A 15,693-nucleotide genomic window follows, 5' to 3' on the forward strand; every position below is an offset into this window, starting at 1 on the left:
TTGCGCCCCCGGGCAGGCAAGATGGGGGCGTGACCCTCATCGATCAGCTGCCGCGGACCGCCGACCCCGATGCCCTGTACGAAGCCTTCGAGGCGTGGGCCCGGGAACGCGGTCTCACGCTCTACCCCCATCAGGAGGAGGCGCTGATCGAGGTGGTCTCCGGTGCGAACGTGATCGTGTCGACGCCCACCGGCTCGGGCAAGAGCATGATCGCGGCGGGTGCCCACTTCGCGGCGCTGGCCCGGGACGAGGTCACCTTCTACACGGCTCCGATCAAGGCGCTGGTGTCGGAGAAGTTCTTCGAGCTGTGCAAGATCTTCGGCACCGAGAACGTGGGCATGCTGACCGGCGACGCCTCCGTGAACTCCGACGCCCCCGTCATCTGCTGCACGGCCGAGGTGCTGGCGTCCATCGCCCTGCGTGACGGCAAGCACGCGGACATCGGCCAGGTCGTCATGGACGAGTTCCACTTCTACGCGGAGTCCGACCGCGGCTGGGCCTGGCAGATTCCCCTGCTGGAGCTGCCGCAGGCCCAGTTCGTGCTGATGTCGGCGACGCTCGGCGACGTCTCCTTCTTCGAGAAGGACCTCGCGCGCCGTACCGGCCGCCCCACCGCGGTGGTCCGCTCGGCCACCCGTCCGGTGCCCCTGTCCTACGAGTTCCGCTACACCCCGCTCACCGAGACCCTCACCGATCTGCTGGCGGCCCGGCAGGCGCCCGTGTACATCGTGCACTTCACCCAGGCGCAGGCCGTGGAACGGGCGCAGGCGCTGATGAGCATCAACATGTGCACGCGTGAGGAGAAGGAGCGGATCGCCGAATTGATCGGCAACTTCCGTTTCACCACGAAGTTCGGCCGCAATCTCTCCCGCTACGTGCGGCACGGCATCGGGGTGCACCACGCCGGCATGCTGCCCAAGTACCGGCGGCTGGTGGAGAAGCTCGCACAGGCGGGTCTCCTGAAGGTGATCTGCGGGACGGACACGCTGGGAGTGGGCGTCAACGTACCGATCCGGACGGTGCTGTTCACCGCGCTGACCAAGTACGACGGCACCCGGGTCCGGACGCTGCGGGCGCGGGAGTTCCACCAGATCGCCGGCCGGGCCGGGCGCGCCGGGTTCGACACGGAGGGGTTCGTGGTCGCCCAGGCGCCCGAGCACGTCGTCGAGAACGAGAAGGCGCTCGCCAAGGCCGGTGACGATCCGAAGAAGCGGCGCAAGGTCGTCCGGAAGAAGGCTCCCGAGGGCTTCGTGGCCTGGTCGGAGAGCACGTTCGACAAGCTCATCGGCTCCGATCCGGAGCCGCTGACGTCCCGCTTCAGGGTCACGCACACCATGCTGCTGTCGGTGATCGCCCGTCCCGGTGACGCCTTCTCCGCGATGCGGCACCTGCTGGAGGACAACCACGAGCCGCGCAGGCAGCAACTGCGGCACATCCGGCGCGCGATCGCGATCTACCGCTCGCTGCTGGACGGCGGCATCGTGGAGAAGCTCGACCAGCCGGACGCCGAGGGGCGCATCGTGCGGCTCACGGTGGACCTGCAGCAGGACTTCGCGCTGAACCAGCCGCTGTCCACGTTCGCCCTGGCCGCCTTCGAACTGCTGGATCCGGAGTCGCCGTCGTACGCGCTGGACATGGTGTCGGTCGTGGAGTCCACGCTGGACGATCCGCGGCAGATCCTCGCGGCCCAGCAGAACAAGGCCCGCGGCGAGGCCGTGGCCGCGATGAAGGCGGACGGCGTCGAGTACGAGGAGCGCATGGAGCGCCTCCAGGACGTCACGTACCCGAAGCCCCTGGAGGAGCTGCTCTTCCACGCCTACGACACGTACCGCAGGAGCCACCCCTGGGTCGGTGACCACCCGCTGTCCCCGAAGTCGGTCATCCGGGACATGTACGAGCGGGCGCTGACCTTCACGGAACTGGTCTCCCATTACGAACTGGCCCGCACCGAGGGCATCGTGCTGCGCTACCTGGCGAGCGCCTACAAGGCCCTCGACCACACCGTCCCGGACGACCTGAAGTCCGAGGACCTGCAGGACCTGATCGAGTGGCTCGGTGAGATGGTGCGCCAGGTCGACTCCAGTCTCCTCGACGAGTGGGAGCAGCTCGCCAATCCGGAGGAGATGACGGCCGAGGAGGCCCAGGAGAAGGCCGATCAGGTACGGCCGGTCACCGCCAACGCGCGCGCCTTCCGGGTCCTGGTCCGCAACGCCATGTTCCGCCGTGTCGAACTCGCCGCCCTCGACCAGGTCGGTGAGCTGGGTGAGATGGACGCCGACGCGGGGTGGGACGCCGACGCGTGGGGCGAGGCCCTGGACAAGTACTGGGACGAGTACGACGACCTCGGCACCGGGCCCGACGCCCGCGGGCCGAAGCTGCTGGTCATCGAGGAGGAGCCGCAGAACGGGCTGTGGCGCGTGCGGCAGATCTTCGACGACCCGAACGACGACCACGACTGGGGCATCAGTGCGGAGGTCGATCTCACCGCCTCCGACGCGGAGGGCCGTGCGGTCGTCCGTGTCACCGATGTCGGCCAGCTGTGAGCACAGGAGAACTTCACCCATGACGAATCCGGCCGAGAGCCTCGTCGACCTGCTCGACCTGGAGCGGATCGAGGTCAACATCTTCCGTGGCCGCAGCCCCGAGGAGTCGCTGCAGCGTGTCTTCGGCGGCCAGGTGGCCGGCCAGGCGCTGGTCGCCGCGGGCCGCACCACCGACGGCGACCGCCCGGTCCACTCCCTGCACGCGTACTTCCTGCGTCCCGGCCGCCCCGGCGTGCCGATCGTGTACCAGGTCGAACGGGACCGGGACGGGCGGTCGTTCACCACCCGCCGGGTCACCGCGGTGCAGCAGGGCCGCACGATCTTCACGCTCACCGCCTCCTTCCACAAGCCTGAGCAGGGGAGTTTCGAGCATCAGTTGCCGCCGGCCCGCAACGTTCCGGATCCGGAGTCGCTGCCGACGGTCACCGAAGAGGTGCGCGAGCACCTGGGTGCGCTGCCGGAGCAGTTGGAGCGGATGGCCCGCCGCCAGCCCTTCGACATCCGCTACGTCGACCGGCTGCGCTGGAGCGCCGACGAGGTAGAGGGGTCCGAACCCCGCAGCGCGGTGTGGATGCGCGCGGTCGGCCCGCTGGGCGACGATCCGCTCGTGCACACCTGCGCCCTGACCTACGCCAGCGACATGACGCTCCTGGACGCGGTGCGCATCCCGGTGGAGCCGCTGTGGGGGCCCCGGGGCTTCGACATGGCGTCGCTGGACCACGCCATGTGGTTCCACCGGCCGTTCCGGGCGGACGAGTGGTTCCTGTACGACCAGGAGTCCCCGATCGCGACCGGCGGGCGCGGTCTGGCCCGCGGACGGATCTACGACAGGGAAGGACGCATGCTGGTGTCGGTCGTCCAGGAGGGGCTGTTCCGGGCCCTGTAGGTCAGGAGTCTCTGCGCCGGAGCCGGTCCAACAGGCCGCTCAGCCGTCCCGGGCGGGCCGTTTCACGTGGCGTCGGCCGCTCCGCCTCGGGCGGCATCGAATGCGGGCGGGGGACGGGGCTCTGCCGGCGGGCCGATTCCACCGCCTCCGCGAGGTCCGAGCGGAGCCACGCGATCTCGTCCGGGCCGGAGGCCGTCGTGATCTCCTCGGCCAGCCGTGCGGCCGGGGACGCCGGTGAGCCGTGGGCCGCCGGTGTGGGGCGCAGCCCGAGCAGATGGAGGCGCTCGTGGGGGTCGTCGACGACGTCCGAGACGTCGTCGGCGTCGAGCAGCGAGGCCACGGCCGCGGCCCGGGCCCACGGGTCGTCGGCCTGGCGGAGCAGGAAGCCCAGCTGCCTTCCCCGCCAGTTCCGAGGACGCAGGTCCAGCCCTTCCCTCAGTTGGTCCCGCAGCCCTTCGGGCGCACGGCCCTTCAGCAGCGCGGCGTTCCGCTCGTCGTGCTTGAACTGGCTCAGCTCCTCGGCCAGATACAGCCAGACGACGGTGCGGTACCGGTTCACGTAGAACTTGACGGGCACCACGAGCCCCAGCCGTGCCAGACGAGTGAGCCGCGCTCCGGTCACCTCCATGAGGGCCGCGCCCTCCGTGGTCCCGACGGTCCTGACCTCGGCCCGGAGCCGCTCGGGAAAGCCGTCCGCCGCCCGGATCCGGTCGATCTCGTCGCGGGGGACGCGCCGTCCGCCTCCTCCGTCGCCGGGCATCGTACGGATTCGGCCGAGGAGCACGGCGAGGTTGAACTCATCCCGCCTGAGGCCCAGTTCCCGCGCCGCGCGCGTCGGCGCGAGTGAGGGGTGGTCGCGGGTCGTCCCGGCCCGCTCGGAGGCCGCGGTGGTCTTGTGCGTGACGGTGCTGCCGGACATGGTTCGTCTCCCCCGTGGAGCGTGGCAGGTGCCGTTCGCACCCCCTGACACGAAAACCGTAGCCGTGTCCGCGTTGTCCGTTCCAGCCCTGTGGAAAACTCTGCGGCGGCGTCCGACGGAGCGACGAATCCCCAGCTCAGAGCTCTGTGGGTGTTATTCGTCCCGGCTGCCGCGCATCGACGTCGAGATGCTCGCCCACCCGGTTCACCAGCAGTGTCATCTCGTACGCGATCTGTCCGATGTCGGCCTCCGCTCCGCTGAGCACGCACAGGCAGCTGCCCGAGCCCGCTGCGGTGACGAACAGCACGGCGTCGTCGAACTCGACCATCGTCTGCCGTACCTGGCCGGCGCCGAAGTGGCGGCCCGAACCCTTGGCGAGGCTGTGCAACCCGGACGAGACGGCGGCGAGGTGCTCGGCGTCCTCGCGTCGCAGACCCGTACTCGCTCCGGTCACCAGTCCGTCGTTGGACAGGACCAACGCGTGCCGTACGTGTTCGACGCGCGCGGTCAGGTCGTCAAGCAGCCAGCCGAGTCCCTGGTTGTGCACCATGGTCCGATCTCCCCGTGTCTCCCCGTACGTGTAGCCTCCCCCTGGCCGGGGGACCCGTCCGCCAGCCTTCCCCACGCCCGTGCTCCGGGCAAGGAGGATGGGGCCATGGCACAGAAGATGACCGATGAGGAATGGCGGGCCTTCGTCTCGGACGGAACCCGCACCGGGAAGCTCTCGACCGTTCGGGCCGACGGCAGCCCGCACGTGGCGCCCATCTGGTTCCTGCTGGACGGGGACGACCTGGTGTTCAACACCGGCAAGGACACCGTGAAGGGGCGCAATCTGGTCCGTGACGGTCGTGTCGCGCTGTGCGTGGACGACGACCGGCCGCCCTTCGACTTCGTCGTGTTGCAAGGGCGTGCGCGGATCTCGGAGGACCCGGGCGAGCTGAGGCACTGGGCCGCCCGTATCGGCGCCCGGTACATGGGTGAGGAGCGCGCCGAGGAGTTCGGGGCACGCAACGGTGTCCCGGGCGAACTCCTCGTCCGTGTCACCGTGGACAAGGTGCTGGCCCAGAAGTCGGTGGCGGACTAGGACCGGGGCGCCTGCCCCGGCCGCGGTCGCGGTCATCGCACGGAGTCGAGGAGCCGGGCGGTGTGCATCCGCCCGGCGTACTCGACGAGCCGGATGAGCACCTCCTTCCCCGAGTTCCGGTCCCGGGCGTCACACAGCACGACGGGAGTTCCCGGATCGAGGTCGAGGGCGCGCAGGACGCTGTCGGTGTCGTGCCGGCGTGCGCCCGTGAAACAGTTCACGGCCACCACGAACGGGATGTGCCGGTGCTCGAAGTAGTCGACCGCGGGAAAGCAGTCCGCCAGGCGGCGGGTGTCCGCGAGGACGACGGCGCCCAGCGCGCCCTGCGCCAGTTCGTCCCAGAGGAACCAGAACCGGTCCTGTCCCGGCGTGCCGAAGAGGTACAGGGAGAGACCGGACCTGATGGTGATGCGGCCGAAGTCCATGGCGACGGTCGTGGTGACCTTGCGGTCGATGCCGTCGGTGTCGTCCACCAGCCGCCCGGCCTCGCTGAGCAGTTCCTCCGTGCGCAGCGGTCGGATCTCGCTGACCGCGCCCACCAAGGTGGTCTTGCCCACGCCGAACCCTCCGGCGACCAGGATCTTCAGCGCCAGCGCGCTCGTGTCGTCGTCGGAGGCGTCGGAACGTTCGGAGCGTTCGGAGCGTTCGGAGCGTTCGGAGGGCATCGATCACTTCTCTCGCTGCGGGTGGTCGTGCACATGCGTGCCGGTCACGGTCTTACGGGTTCTCTACAGGGCGCGCAGTCCGTCGATCACTTCGCGCAGGATCCGTTCGTCGGGCAACTGCGCCGGCGGCACGGGACGGCTGACGGTGACGGACCCCAGCTCCACCAGGTCCCCGAGGAGCACTCGGACGACGCCCACGGGCAGGTCGGCGTCGGCGGCGAGTTCGGCGACCGACTGGGTTTCCGTCCGGCACAGGTCGATCAGTGTCCGGTGTTCCGGTCCCAGCGTGCCGTCGTCGGCGTCCGGTGCGCCGACGGCGCGCGTGACGAGGGCGATCAGATCGAACCGCACTCCGGCGGGGCCGGGCCGGGTGCGGCCGCCGGTCATCGCGTAGGGGCGGACGAGGGGCCCGGCCTCGTGGTCGTACCACTGGCTGCCCGGCTCTTCCCGGCCCGCTCCCGTGCAGTCCTCGGTCATCCGTGAGGCCCTTCCGGGTCATCCGCCGAAGGGCGGGCGCACGGCAGCACGCGGTGCGGTGCGCAGGTGTTCGCCGACGCGTCTGACCAGCCGTGCCATCTCGTAGGCCACCAGTCCGATGTCGGCGGTCACGGCGGTGAGGACAGCGATGCAGGAGCCGTCTCCCGCGGCGGCCACGAACAGGAAGCCGTCGTCCATCTCGACCATGGTCTGGCGCACACCGCCCGCGCCGAAGTGCCGCCCCGCTCCCTTGGCCAGGCTGTGGAAACCGGAGGCGACGGCGGCGAGGTGTTCGGCGTCTTCGCGGCCGAGTCCGTTCGACGCGCCCACGGCGAGGCCGTCGTTCGACAGCACCACGGCGTGCCGTACCTCGTGCACCAGCCCGACGAGGTCGTCCAGCAGCCAGTCGAGTTCGCGGGTCCGGCGGGTGGTGCCCGTGCCGGGATTGTGGATCATGCGGGGTCTCCTTCGGTGCTGTGGCCGGCCGGCGGGGCCGTTCGGCCGGGGTGACGGCCGCCGCCTCGCGACCACCCGTCGCGGTAGGCGGTCATGCGGTCCCGTACGGCTTCGGGGGTGCGTTCCTCGTCCTCATGCGGCCGGCCGGGCGGGGCCGGTTCCACGGGACCGGCTTCGCGCAGTTGGGGGGCGAGGCTGGCCTGCCGTACCCGCCGGGGAAGCTCGCCGGACTCCCCCGCCGGTCGCGGCGCTCGAGGGTCGTCGCTCTTCGCGGGATCGTCGTCGGCGCCGGGACGGCTGGTGGCGTCGCGGGGCTCGGGAGTGTCGGACGGTCGGTGCAGTGGCAGCGCGGGCGCGCCCGGAGGCCGACCCGGCTCCGGCGCGGTGGCGGGCGTCGCCGCCGGTACGGCGGATGTCAGCGCGGGCCGGTCGACCGGAGCGGGAACCGGCTCCTGCCACCCGGTGGCGACGGTCACGCGCGTGTACGGCTGTTCCTGGGCCCCGGCCGCCTCGTGTGCCGCCGCGCCAGGACTCGCCACCGTCTCGCCGTGCAGGAGGCCGGTGGGCAGCAGGACGACGGCGGTGGTGCCGCCGTAGGGGGATGCCTTGAGATGCACCCTGATGTCCTGCCGGGCGGCCAGCCGGCTGACGACGAACAGGCCGAGCCGGTCGCTGTCGAACAGGTCGAGCGTCTCGGAGCGGGCGATGCGGTGGTTGGCCTCGGCGAGGGTGTCCTTGCCCATGCCGAGTCCGCGGTCCTCGACCTCGATCGCGTAGCCGTTGCCGACGGGTTCGCCGGTGACGCGCACGCGCGTGTGGGGTGGTGAGAACTGGGCGGCGTTCTCGATGATCTCGGCCAGGAGGTGGATGACGTCGGCGACGGCCGCGCCGGTGACGTGCGCCTCGGGAAGGTGTCGAACCTCCACCCGCGCGTAGTCCTCCACTTCGGACACGGCGGCACGGACCACGTCGGTCAGGGAGACCGGCATGCGCCAGGCCCGGCCGGGCGCGGCGCCGGAGAGGATGATCAGGCTTTCGGCGTGGCGCCGCATGCGGGTGGTGAGGTGGTCGAGGCGGAAGAGGTCACCGAGTTCGTTCGGATCGTCGGAGCGGCGTTCCATGCTGTCCAGCAGGCTCAGTTGGCGGTGGACGAGGATCTGGCTGCGGCGGGCGAGGTTGACGAAGACCCCGGCGATGCCGTCGGCGAGTTCGGCGCGTTCCACCGCCGCGCGCAGGGCGGCCCGGTGCACGGTGCCCAGCGCCTCCGCGACCTGCCCGGCCTCGTCCTCGGCGGGGGGCCGCGGCGGCGCCTCGGACCGGATGTCGATCTCCTCTCCGGCGCGCAGTCGGCGCATGGCCTCGGGGAGTTTGTGCCGGGCGATCTCCAAGGCGCTGTTGCGCAGGCTCACCAGCTCGACCACCAGGTCACGGCCGATGCGGACGGAGATGACCAGGGACGTGGCGACGGCGAGGAGGCCGAACAGGACCGCGGCCCCGGCCGGGGTGAGCACACCGCGGGTGAACGGGTCGGCCCGGTCGGCGGCCGAGCGTCCGGCGTCCTGCTCGATCGCCCGCATGCCGTCCCGCACGCGCGCGTGGGCGCCGTCCCAGGTGGAGCGGGGCACCGTCGCCTCGACGGCCTGTCCTCGCGAAGCGCCGTCGAGCAACCGCTCCTCCGCGGCGCCCAGCGTGGTGTACGCGCTGCCGTCCGCCAGTTGCTGCCAGGCGGCGCGCTCGGCGCCGCGCAGGTCCACGACGGCGGACTCGATCAGCGCCCGGCGGGTGTCGACGGCTCCGGTGAACAGGCGCAGCCGCTCACCGGCGAGCCCGCCGGAGAGCCGGGCACCGGCCAGCAGGGCGTCCTCCTGGGCGAGTGCCTCGCCCGCGCGGGCGAATTCGACCAGCACGCGCGCGTCGGATCCCGGATCGGCGGCCTGGACTCCGCTCAGCGCGCCGCCCACGGGGAAGGCCGCCGAGATGGCCGCCGTGTACCGGCGGTAGGCCTCCTCCCAGTCCGCGCGGTGGTCGAGTACGGCGGTGCGCAGCGGGCCCAGCCTCTCCGCGCCGGTGACGAACGCCTCGAGCCGTCGGGCCACCGCGGCCGGCAGTTCCTCGCTGTCGGCCACGGTGTGACGGTCGCCCAGCCGCAACTCCGCCACCGCGCGGTCGGTGCGCGCGGACCGTTCCCGGTAGTCGGCAGCGGGACTCGACGAGGGATCGGTGGCGTGGCGGACGGCCGCGGACCGCTCGGCCTGCAGGGCGGCGACGGCGGCGCCGACCGGGGCGCGGACACGGGCGTCCACGCGTTGCACCTGCCGCAGCCGTGAGACGTCCTGGGCGGTGGTGACGGTGGCGTAAGCCCACAGGGCCAGCAGGGACACGACGGGCACCATCAGGAGGCAGACGATCCTGGCGCGCACGGTGCGGGGGCGCACCCGTCCGGGCCACGCACGCCTGGTGGGTGCACCGGGCGCCGTGCCCCCGCGGCCTGCCGGGCCCTCTCCCGCAAGCTCTGCCGGGCCTTCGTCGGCGGGTGGTCCGGCGTGGGCGCGACGACCGCGTGCGGACGGCTGCGCCGGCGTGGCGCCGTCCGATCCGGACGTGGTGCGGGCGGAGTTGCTACGGGTCGGGCGCATGGCCTCCTCGCTCGGGCCGGGATCGGTGCGTTGTCGCGGGATCCTCCCGCCCTGGGACGTCGTCACGGGGCGGTGCTCCCGGCCGGGCGCTGCCGGGCCGAGGCGGACGCCTCGCGCTCCCCGGCCGTCGGCGACAGCGCGACGAAGGCCGACGTCAGGAAGAGGTACGACCCGAGGCCGACGGCGAGCGGGAAGATGAACTGCATGGCCGTGGCCCCCGGCAGCGTCTCCCCCGAGGGCGTGACCCGCACGCTCACCGCGAACATGCCGGTGTAGTGCATGCTGCTCACCGCCGCTCCCATGATCAGCGAGGCGAGGGCGACCGCGAGAGGCGATTCGGTGTTCAGCGCCGCCCACAGGGCCGCGGTGGCGGCTGCGACGGCTATGAGCACGGAAAGCGCGACGCGCACCGGGTCGTAGCTCACCTCGCCGTGCAGCCGCATGGCGGCCATGCCGAGATAGTGCATGCTCGCCACGCCGATCCCCGTGGTGAGACCACCGAGCAGGAGGGCTCGCGCACGGTGGCGGCCGTAGCCGACGGCGAAGACGCCGACGCAGACGACGAGCACGGCGACGAGCAGACTCACCAGGGTGAGCGGCACGTCGTACCGGATGTCGGTGCCGTCCACGCGGAAGCCGAGCATGGCCACGAAGTGCATGGTCCAGATGCCCGTGCCGATCGACGAGGCCGCCGTCAGGAGCCAGTTGCGGCGGACGCGCCCGGCGGCGGCCAGGGCGCGCACGGTGCAGCGCAGTCCGAGGGCGGCGCCGATACAGGCCATCGCGTACGACAGCGCGGGGGTCAGCCAGCCGAGGGCGGCGTGGTCCAGGTGTCCCATGGCCCCGGGACGCTAGTCCCGGACCGGGCGCACCACGGGGGCGCATTTCGAAAGGTGTTGTTATCTGACACCGAGAAGCGCTGGAACGATCGCGTCACGCTCGAACGTGTGCGCCGCGGCGCCGTCCGTGCCCTTGGGGGATCATGCGAGGCATGAGCGACGACCACACGCACGTTCAGGAATTCTTCGGCTCCCGGGCCGCCGACTGGGACCGCCGGTTCCCCGACGACGGTCCGGCCTACGCGGCCGCGGTCGCCGGTCTGGGGCTCGGTGAGGGTGATCGCGTGCTCGACGCGGGATGCGGCACCGGACGTGCCCTGCCGCCGTTGCGCGCCGCCGTGGGACCGTCGGGGCTGGTCGTCGGGGCCGATCTGACCCCCGCGATGCTCCAGGCCGCCGTCCGGGCCGGAAGGGACGGTGACGGGCGTCTCGTGCTGGCGGACGCGGCCGCGCTGCCGCTGCGTTCGGGGTCGCTCGACGCGGTGTTCGCCGCGGGCCTCATCGCTCACCTGCCCGATCCGGAAGCCAACCTGCGGGAGTTGGCCCGCGTGGTGCGCCCCGGCGGCCTGCTGGCGCTGTTCCACCCGATCGGCCGGGCGGCGCTCGCGGCCCGGCAGGGGCGGCGCCTCACACCGGACGACCTGCGCGCCGAACACAATCTCCGTCCGCTGCTGGCCGGTTCGGGGTGGGAGGTGACGGCCTACGTCGACGAGGACGCCCGGTTCCTGGTCCGGGCGACCCGCGCGTCCTGAGTCAGCGCGGCCCTGCGACCACCGCCGCGAACGCGTCCGGGCGGTCGAGCATGACGTTGTGCCCGGCCCCCGGCACCGTCGTCACGCGCACGCCCGCGGCCTCCAAAGCCTCCCGGCCCTCCACCTCACCGCTGCGCTCGCCCTGGATGTACACGCGCTCGATCGCAAGTCCTTCCAGGAGGGCGCGCGGGGCAGGATCCGACCCTCGGCAGAGTCCGACGGCGGAGCGGTGCAGGGCGCGGGGATCGGTGAGCCGCATCGTCGCCGCCCACTGGGGGCCGACTTGCCCCAGCATGCGCGCGTGGCCACCGTCGACGAAGTCGTCCTCCTCGTACGAAGCGATGATGCTGCTGCCGGCGGTCGGCGGCGGGGACGCGTCGAGGTTGGCCTCCGTGAGGACAAGGCGGGAGACGAGTAGCGGTCGCCGGTGGGCGAGGAGGACGGCGACGGCGCCACCCATGCTGTGCGCGACCAGTTCGACGCCGGTCAGTCCGGTCGCGTCCAGCACGGCGGCCAGCGCGTCGGCGTGGTCGGTGAGCGTGTAGCCGAAGTCCTCGGGACGGTCGCTGATGCCGTGGCCTGGCAGGTCGACGAAGAGACTGCGGCGGCCCGCCAGTTCGGCCCGGGCCGCGATGTGGGCGTGGTAGACGGAAGAGACCGAGCCGAGCCCGTGCACGTACACCCGCGCGGGCTCCTCCCCGGGCGTCTCCGTCCAGCGGACCACACTTCCCCTGCCGTCGAAGCGCACCTCGTTCATACCGTCCCCCTGTGCCCAGTCTCGTTCTGTGCCCTGTCCCGCTGTTCCTGCCCGCCGACAATACATCGTGGCCGATATATTGAGCGGCCGATGTACTCCGGTCGCATCAGACGGAAGGGATGGGGACGATAATGCCGACATGCTGGAGCTCGCCATCCTCGGTTTCCTCTACGACGCCCCGTTGCACGGCTACGAGCTGCGCAAGCGCATCACCGCACTGACAGGACACGTGCGTCCGGTCGCCGAGAGCACGCTCTACCCCGCCATCAAACGTCTGGAGAAGGCGGGTCTCCTGGCGCGCACCACGCAGCCCGGGTCCGTGGCCGCGCCGCGTCACGTTCTGATCCTCACCGAGGCGGGCCGGCGGGAGCTGCGTCGACGGCTCGCGGAGCCCGTCCAGCGCGACATCACCGACGAGAACCGCTGGTTCACCGTGCTCGCCTTCCTCCGGCACCTGGACGACGCCGCAGCCCAGGCCGCCGTGCTGCGCCGCCGGCTGGCCTTCCTGGAGGAGCCCGCGAGCTTCTTCTACGACGGGGACCGGCCGCTGGGTGCCGAAGAGCTGGAGGACCCCTTCCGACGTGGCGTGCTGGTCGTCGCCCGGGCCACCTCGCGGGCCGAACTCAGCTGGCTGCGGGAGACGATCGCCTCACTCGACGGCTGACGTGTCGATGCCGCGGACCGGACAGCCCCGGACGCCGGGGACCGGACGAGTGCCCAGCTCCGCCAGCCGGTAGCCGTTGGGGTAGCCCTTGATCTCCCTGTTCTGACGGGCATGGTGCGGAGCGCGCCTGGGTGGCAGCAGGCGGACCGCGCGCCCGCGCAGTCTGACGGCCCGGCGCACGACCGCCCGCGTGACGGGGCTCGGCGGAGCGTAGCCGAAGGCCCGCAGGAGGGAATCGTCGAGCAGGGCGAGGGTCCCCGTTCGCAGCAGCGGGGCGAGGGGGCGGGGATACCAGGAGGCCATGAGGTCGAGGGTGGCGTCCGAGACGCGGCGTCCGCCCTCGTCCGGGGCGAAGTGCGCCTTCTCGTAGGCGTCGAGACAGGTTTCGAATTCCTCGTAGGAGCCGGGAAGGTCCCTGATGCCCATGTGCCGTCCGAGCGTGCGGTAGTGGACGGCGGAGGCGACGGCCTCGTGGCGCGACATCCTGCGCCACCCGTAGGCGTCGATCCAGCGTTTGGGGATGACGACGAACGTGCACAGGACGTACCGCATGTCTTCGTTGCTGATGTCGTAGCTGCGGTGCATCCGGTTGATGCGCCGGATCGCCGTGCGGCCCTGCTCACTGTCGAAGCCGTGCTCGACGACGGCGTCGAGCAACAGCGCCGTGTCGTCGTACCGCTTCTGCGGCCGCTCGGTGAACTCCGCCGTCTCGGCGAGCAGTCGGCCGATGCTCGGCACGGCGTAGGTGCGGTAGAGCGCCAGTTCCAGGGCGCGGGCGAAATCCCAGGGGAACTCGTAGGCCGAGGACAGCCGGTAGATCTCCGAGGCGTCCGCGTGCGGGTCCATGCTCCTGATCCGTGCGAGTACTCCGAAGCGCCGCGTCACGGCCGCCCCCTTCTGCCGTCGGGCCTTCAACTCTACGTTGGACAGCGGAAGACGCACCGTCGAACCGAGCGATCACAAGGGATTGGGTGGTCCACTTGTTCAGCAGGATCCTTGAGGCCTGGGACAGATCTCGCACCGCTCGGCGCACGGAAGCGGCACAGGGCGGGAGGGCGGGCGACGGGTCACGCTCGCACAACCTCTTCGAGGCCGCTGCCGCCTACGTCGCGGCGTGCGTGGACGACGACCAGGACCGGATCGACGAGGCGGCGGGCCGCGTCTCGCCGGAGGCCCTCTCGTTCGGGGTGAACGAACTGGCGTGCCGGGCCGTGATCGCGCTCGCGCGCGAACGGGACCAGTCCCCGGAGACGGTGGCTCGCGCGCTTCTCGGTCTGCCCGCGAACTGAGCGTGGCAGGCCGGTGGCCGGTGGTCGATTCGCCCCCGTCCAACCGGAAAACTGCAGCTCGCGTGCGTCTGGGCGTCGTGACAAGGGCTTCCCGGGCACACTAGGGTGCCCGCCATTGGACGAACCGATGGGGAGGCTGGGATGGCAGGGACGGACGAGGACGCCGTCGCCGCCGCGGACGATGCGCTCTATGTGCTCACGGCGGTGCTGCTGACGCCGGCGAAGTTCCCGAGTGTGCTGGGCGACGACTATCCGGAGGCGTGCGCCGCGCTCGGGCTGCCACCGCTGGCCGACGGCTACGGCCTGGTGCTCGGCCAGGACGGTGACGGCGCCCGGTGGACCGTCGTCGTCGACGACGTCTCGCTCGTCGCTGTCGCCGTGGCGTCGTGGGACTGCGGCATGGAGTACGACCTGTCGCCGGACGAGCGCACGGTCGTCACCGCGCTGCCGGGCTGGCCGCTCGCGGTCGCGGTGGCGGCACCTGGCGTGCCCCTGCCGCACGATCCGGGCCCCGAGTCCGCCGACCAGCCCGCCCTGTGCCCGCCGGACACCACTGTCTGGGGGCCGGCTCAGCGGCGTCTGGGGGCCGACGAGATCGCCCTGCAGTGGACCCAGTGGCGGGAGCAGATCGACGACGCCGAATTCCCGGCGCCGGACGGCGGTGCCGGTTCCGCGGGCGGTGCCGGTGGTGAGGACGGGCGAGCCGGGGCAAGCGGCGGCGCGGGCGCACAGGCCGACGCCACGGACGGGGCCGACGGCACGGGCGATCGGGCCGACGCGGAATCCAGCGGGCACAGCGGCGTCCGGCGGGTGCTGGCGGAGGCCCGCGCCTACGTCGACACGCCGCCGCCGCTCGGCCGGGTCCGCTCGTCGTTCGCCCCGGGAGACGCGCGGACGCTGCGTGCGGACGGTCCCGGCTGGTCGCTCGTCGCCAGGACCGACGACATCGCCTTCATCCTGCTCGACGACGAGCCCGGCGAGGTCCTCCCGGTGGGACGGGGACCGTCTCTGCCGGGTCTCCTCGAAGCGCTCGACAAGATGGCCGTGCGTCCGAGCTGACCGGGCGCACGAAAGGCGCCCGCTCCCGGAAGCAGGAGGAACCACGGGTCGTCGCGGCGTCAGCGCCTCAACGGCCTATCTCCTTGCGCGAGACGCGCCGCAGCCTGCGCCGCTGCGACGGATCGAGCGCGAGGTAGGCGGCGGCCGGGACCCCCAGAACGATCAGCAGGGCGGCCCACCAGGGCAGCCAGATCAGCAGGATGAGTCCGGCCGCCACACCGCCCGCTGCGACCTTGGCGTTGTTCGACATGGTGTCGCCTCCTTCGCGGCCACTGCCGCTCTCTGTATCGAAAACGGGCCCGCGCTCCCGGCAGTTCCGTACCGTGACCCTGAGAACACCCTGAGAACCGACCCCTACGTGACCTGAAGGCCCCGCCGGAGTCCGGATGACCGGGCACCGGCGACGGACAGGCGTCGAGGGAACACCTCCCCATCTGAACAGTGACTCATGCCACAGCGAGATCGCACCTCAGGATGCCAGCGATGGGGTATCATCGGCCGCCGCATCCTGACTAGTCAAATTTGAGGAATACATCATCGCTGCGCAGAACGCTCTTCCCACCTCCTCCGAGATCTCCGCACTCGCCGACTGCTGCGCTGTTTTCCTGCCCGGCGATCCAGGTCGCACCGGCACCGTCGCGTTCTGGCGGCCCGACGGCGAAATGCC

Annotated in this window: 17 protein-coding genes; 7 read left to right on the top strand and 10 right to left on the bottom strand. The window is 71.7% G+C overall.

Annotated features, from left to right (window positions below; translation table 11 throughout):
* Positions 1-29 precede the first annotated feature (29 nt).
* Together EV562_RS12440 and EV562_RS12445 are read left to right on the top strand one after the other, a co-directional pair.
* Positions 30-2,543 (top strand): DEAD/DEAH box helicase, encoded by a 2,514-nt coding sequence (locus EV562_RS12440; protein ID WP_166661741.1) that lies wholly within the window; start codon positions 30-32, stop codon positions 2,541-2,543.
* Positions 2,544-2,562: 19 nt separating this feature from the next.
* Positions 2,563-3,429, top strand: a complete 867-nt coding sequence (locus tag EV562_RS12445; RefSeq protein WP_133886838.1) for an acyl-CoA thioesterase II — start codon at positions 2,563-2,565, stop codon at positions 3,427-3,429.
* A gap of 1 nt (position 3,430) precedes the next feature.
* On the opposite strand, the gene EV562_RS12450 is transcribed toward EV562_RS12445, so the two are convergent.
* Together EV562_RS12450 and EV562_RS12455 are read right to left on the bottom strand one after the other, a co-directional pair.
* On the bottom strand, positions 3,431-4,348 hold the full coding sequence (locus EV562_RS12450) for a DUF6397 family protein (RefSeq protein WP_133886839.1): 918 nt from the start codon (positions 4,346-4,348) through the stop codon (positions 3,431-3,433).
* 136 nt (positions 4,349-4,484) lie between these two features.
* Positions 4,485-4,898: a roadblock/LC7 domain-containing protein gene (locus EV562_RS12455; protein WP_133886840.1), complete on the bottom strand. Its 414-nt coding sequence runs from the start codon at positions 4,896-4,898 to the stop codon at positions 4,485-4,487.
* A gap of 105 nt (positions 4,899-5,003) precedes the next feature.
* Here EV562_RS12455 and EV562_RS12460 point away from each other — a divergent pair, with 105 nt between their 5' ends.
* The gene (locus tag EV562_RS12460) at positions 5,004-5,432 is read left to right on the top strand and encodes a PPOX class F420-dependent oxidoreductase (RefSeq protein ID WP_133886841.1); all 429 of its coding nucleotides are present in this window, start codon (positions 5,004-5,006) and stop codon (positions 5,430-5,432) included.
* Between the two features lie 32 nt (positions 5,433-5,464).
* Here EV562_RS12460 and EV562_RS12465 read toward each other — a convergent pair whose 3' ends face one another.
* The 5 genes from EV562_RS12465 to EV562_RS12485 all read right to left on the bottom strand — a co-directional run bounded on the left by EV562_RS12465 (position 5,465) and on the right by EV562_RS12485 (position 10,505).
* On the bottom strand, positions 5,465-6,097 hold the full coding sequence (locus EV562_RS12465; protein WP_133886842.1) for an ATP/GTP-binding protein: 633 nt from the start codon (positions 6,095-6,097) through the stop codon (positions 5,465-5,467).
* Between the two features lie 63 nt (positions 6,098-6,160).
* Complete coding sequence (locus EV562_RS12470; RefSeq protein ID WP_133886843.1) at positions 6,161-6,574, bottom strand: DUF742 domain-containing protein; 414 nt, start codon at positions 6,572-6,574, stop codon at positions 6,161-6,163.
* An 18-nt stretch (positions 6,575-6,592) separates the two neighbouring features.
* Positions 6,593-7,030, bottom strand: coding sequence for a roadblock/LC7 domain-containing protein (locus tag EV562_RS12475; RefSeq protein ID WP_133886844.1), 438 nt, complete (start codon positions 7,028-7,030; stop codon positions 6,593-6,595).
* On the bottom strand, positions 7,027-9,666 hold the full coding sequence (locus EV562_RS12480; RefSeq protein WP_133886845.1) for a nitrate- and nitrite sensing domain-containing protein: 2,640 nt from the start codon (positions 9,664-9,666) through the stop codon (positions 7,027-7,029). The genes EV562_RS12475 and EV562_RS12480 overlap by 4 nt, the downstream gene beginning before the upstream one ends.
* A gap of 62 nt (positions 9,667-9,728) precedes the next feature.
* Complete coding sequence (locus tag EV562_RS12485) at positions 9,729-10,505, bottom strand: MHYT domain-containing protein (protein ID WP_133886846.1); 777 nt, start codon at positions 10,503-10,505, stop codon at positions 9,729-9,731.
* 152 nt (positions 10,506-10,657) lie between these two features.
* On the opposite strand from EV562_RS12485, the gene EV562_RS12490 reads away from it, so the two are divergent.
* Positions 10,658-11,257, top strand: coding sequence for a class I SAM-dependent methyltransferase (locus tag EV562_RS12490; RefSeq protein ID WP_133886847.1), 600 nt, complete (start codon positions 10,658-10,660; stop codon positions 11,255-11,257).
* A gap of 1 nt (position 11,258) precedes the next feature.
* Here the strand turns inward: EV562_RS12490 and EV562_RS12495 are convergent, their stop codons facing one another.
* On the bottom strand, positions 11,259-12,014 hold the full coding sequence (locus EV562_RS12495; RefSeq protein ID WP_133886848.1) for an alpha/beta hydrolase: 756 nt from the start codon (positions 12,012-12,014) through the stop codon (positions 11,259-11,261).
* Positions 12,015-12,153: 139 nt separating this feature from the next.
* Between EV562_RS12495 and EV562_RS12500 the strand changes: the two genes are divergently transcribed.
* The gene (locus EV562_RS12500; RefSeq protein ID WP_133886849.1) at positions 12,154-12,678 is read left to right on the top strand and encodes a PadR family transcriptional regulator; all 525 of its coding nucleotides are present in this window, start codon (positions 12,154-12,156) and stop codon (positions 12,676-12,678) included.
* Here the strand turns inward: EV562_RS12500 and EV562_RS12505 are convergent.
* Positions 12,664-13,524: an oxygenase MpaB family protein gene (locus EV562_RS12505; RefSeq protein ID WP_133886850.1), complete on the bottom strand. Its 861-nt coding sequence runs from the start codon at positions 13,522-13,524 to the stop codon at positions 12,664-12,666. The two genes, EV562_RS12500 and EV562_RS12505, sit on opposite strands and share 15 nt — an antisense overlap.
* 134 nt (positions 13,525-13,658) lie before the next feature.
* On the opposite strand from EV562_RS12505, the gene EV562_RS12510 reads away from it, so the two are divergent.
* Both EV562_RS12510 and EV562_RS12515 read left to right on the top strand, forming a co-directional pair.
* Positions 13,659-13,967, top strand: coding sequence for a hypothetical protein (locus EV562_RS12510; RefSeq protein WP_208298337.1), 309 nt, complete (start codon positions 13,659-13,661; stop codon positions 13,965-13,967).
* Between the two features lie 141 nt (positions 13,968-14,108).
* Entirely contained in the window at positions 14,109-15,026 is a 918-nt protein-coding gene (locus EV562_RS12515) for a hypothetical protein (protein ID WP_133886852.1), read from the top strand.
* A gap of 67 nt (positions 15,027-15,093) precedes the next feature.
* Here the strand turns inward: EV562_RS12515 and EV562_RS12520 are convergent, their stop codons facing one another.
* Entirely contained in the window at positions 15,094-15,276 is a 183-nt protein-coding gene (locus tag EV562_RS12520; protein ID WP_061446050.1) for a hypothetical protein, read from the bottom strand.
* Positions 15,277-15,693 lie beyond the last annotated feature (417 nt).

Origin of the sequence: Streptomyces sp. BK208, from assembly GCF_004364245.1 — a bacterium.
Classification (GTDB): Bacteria; Actinomycetota; Actinomycetes; order Streptomycetales; family Streptomycetaceae; genus Streptomyces.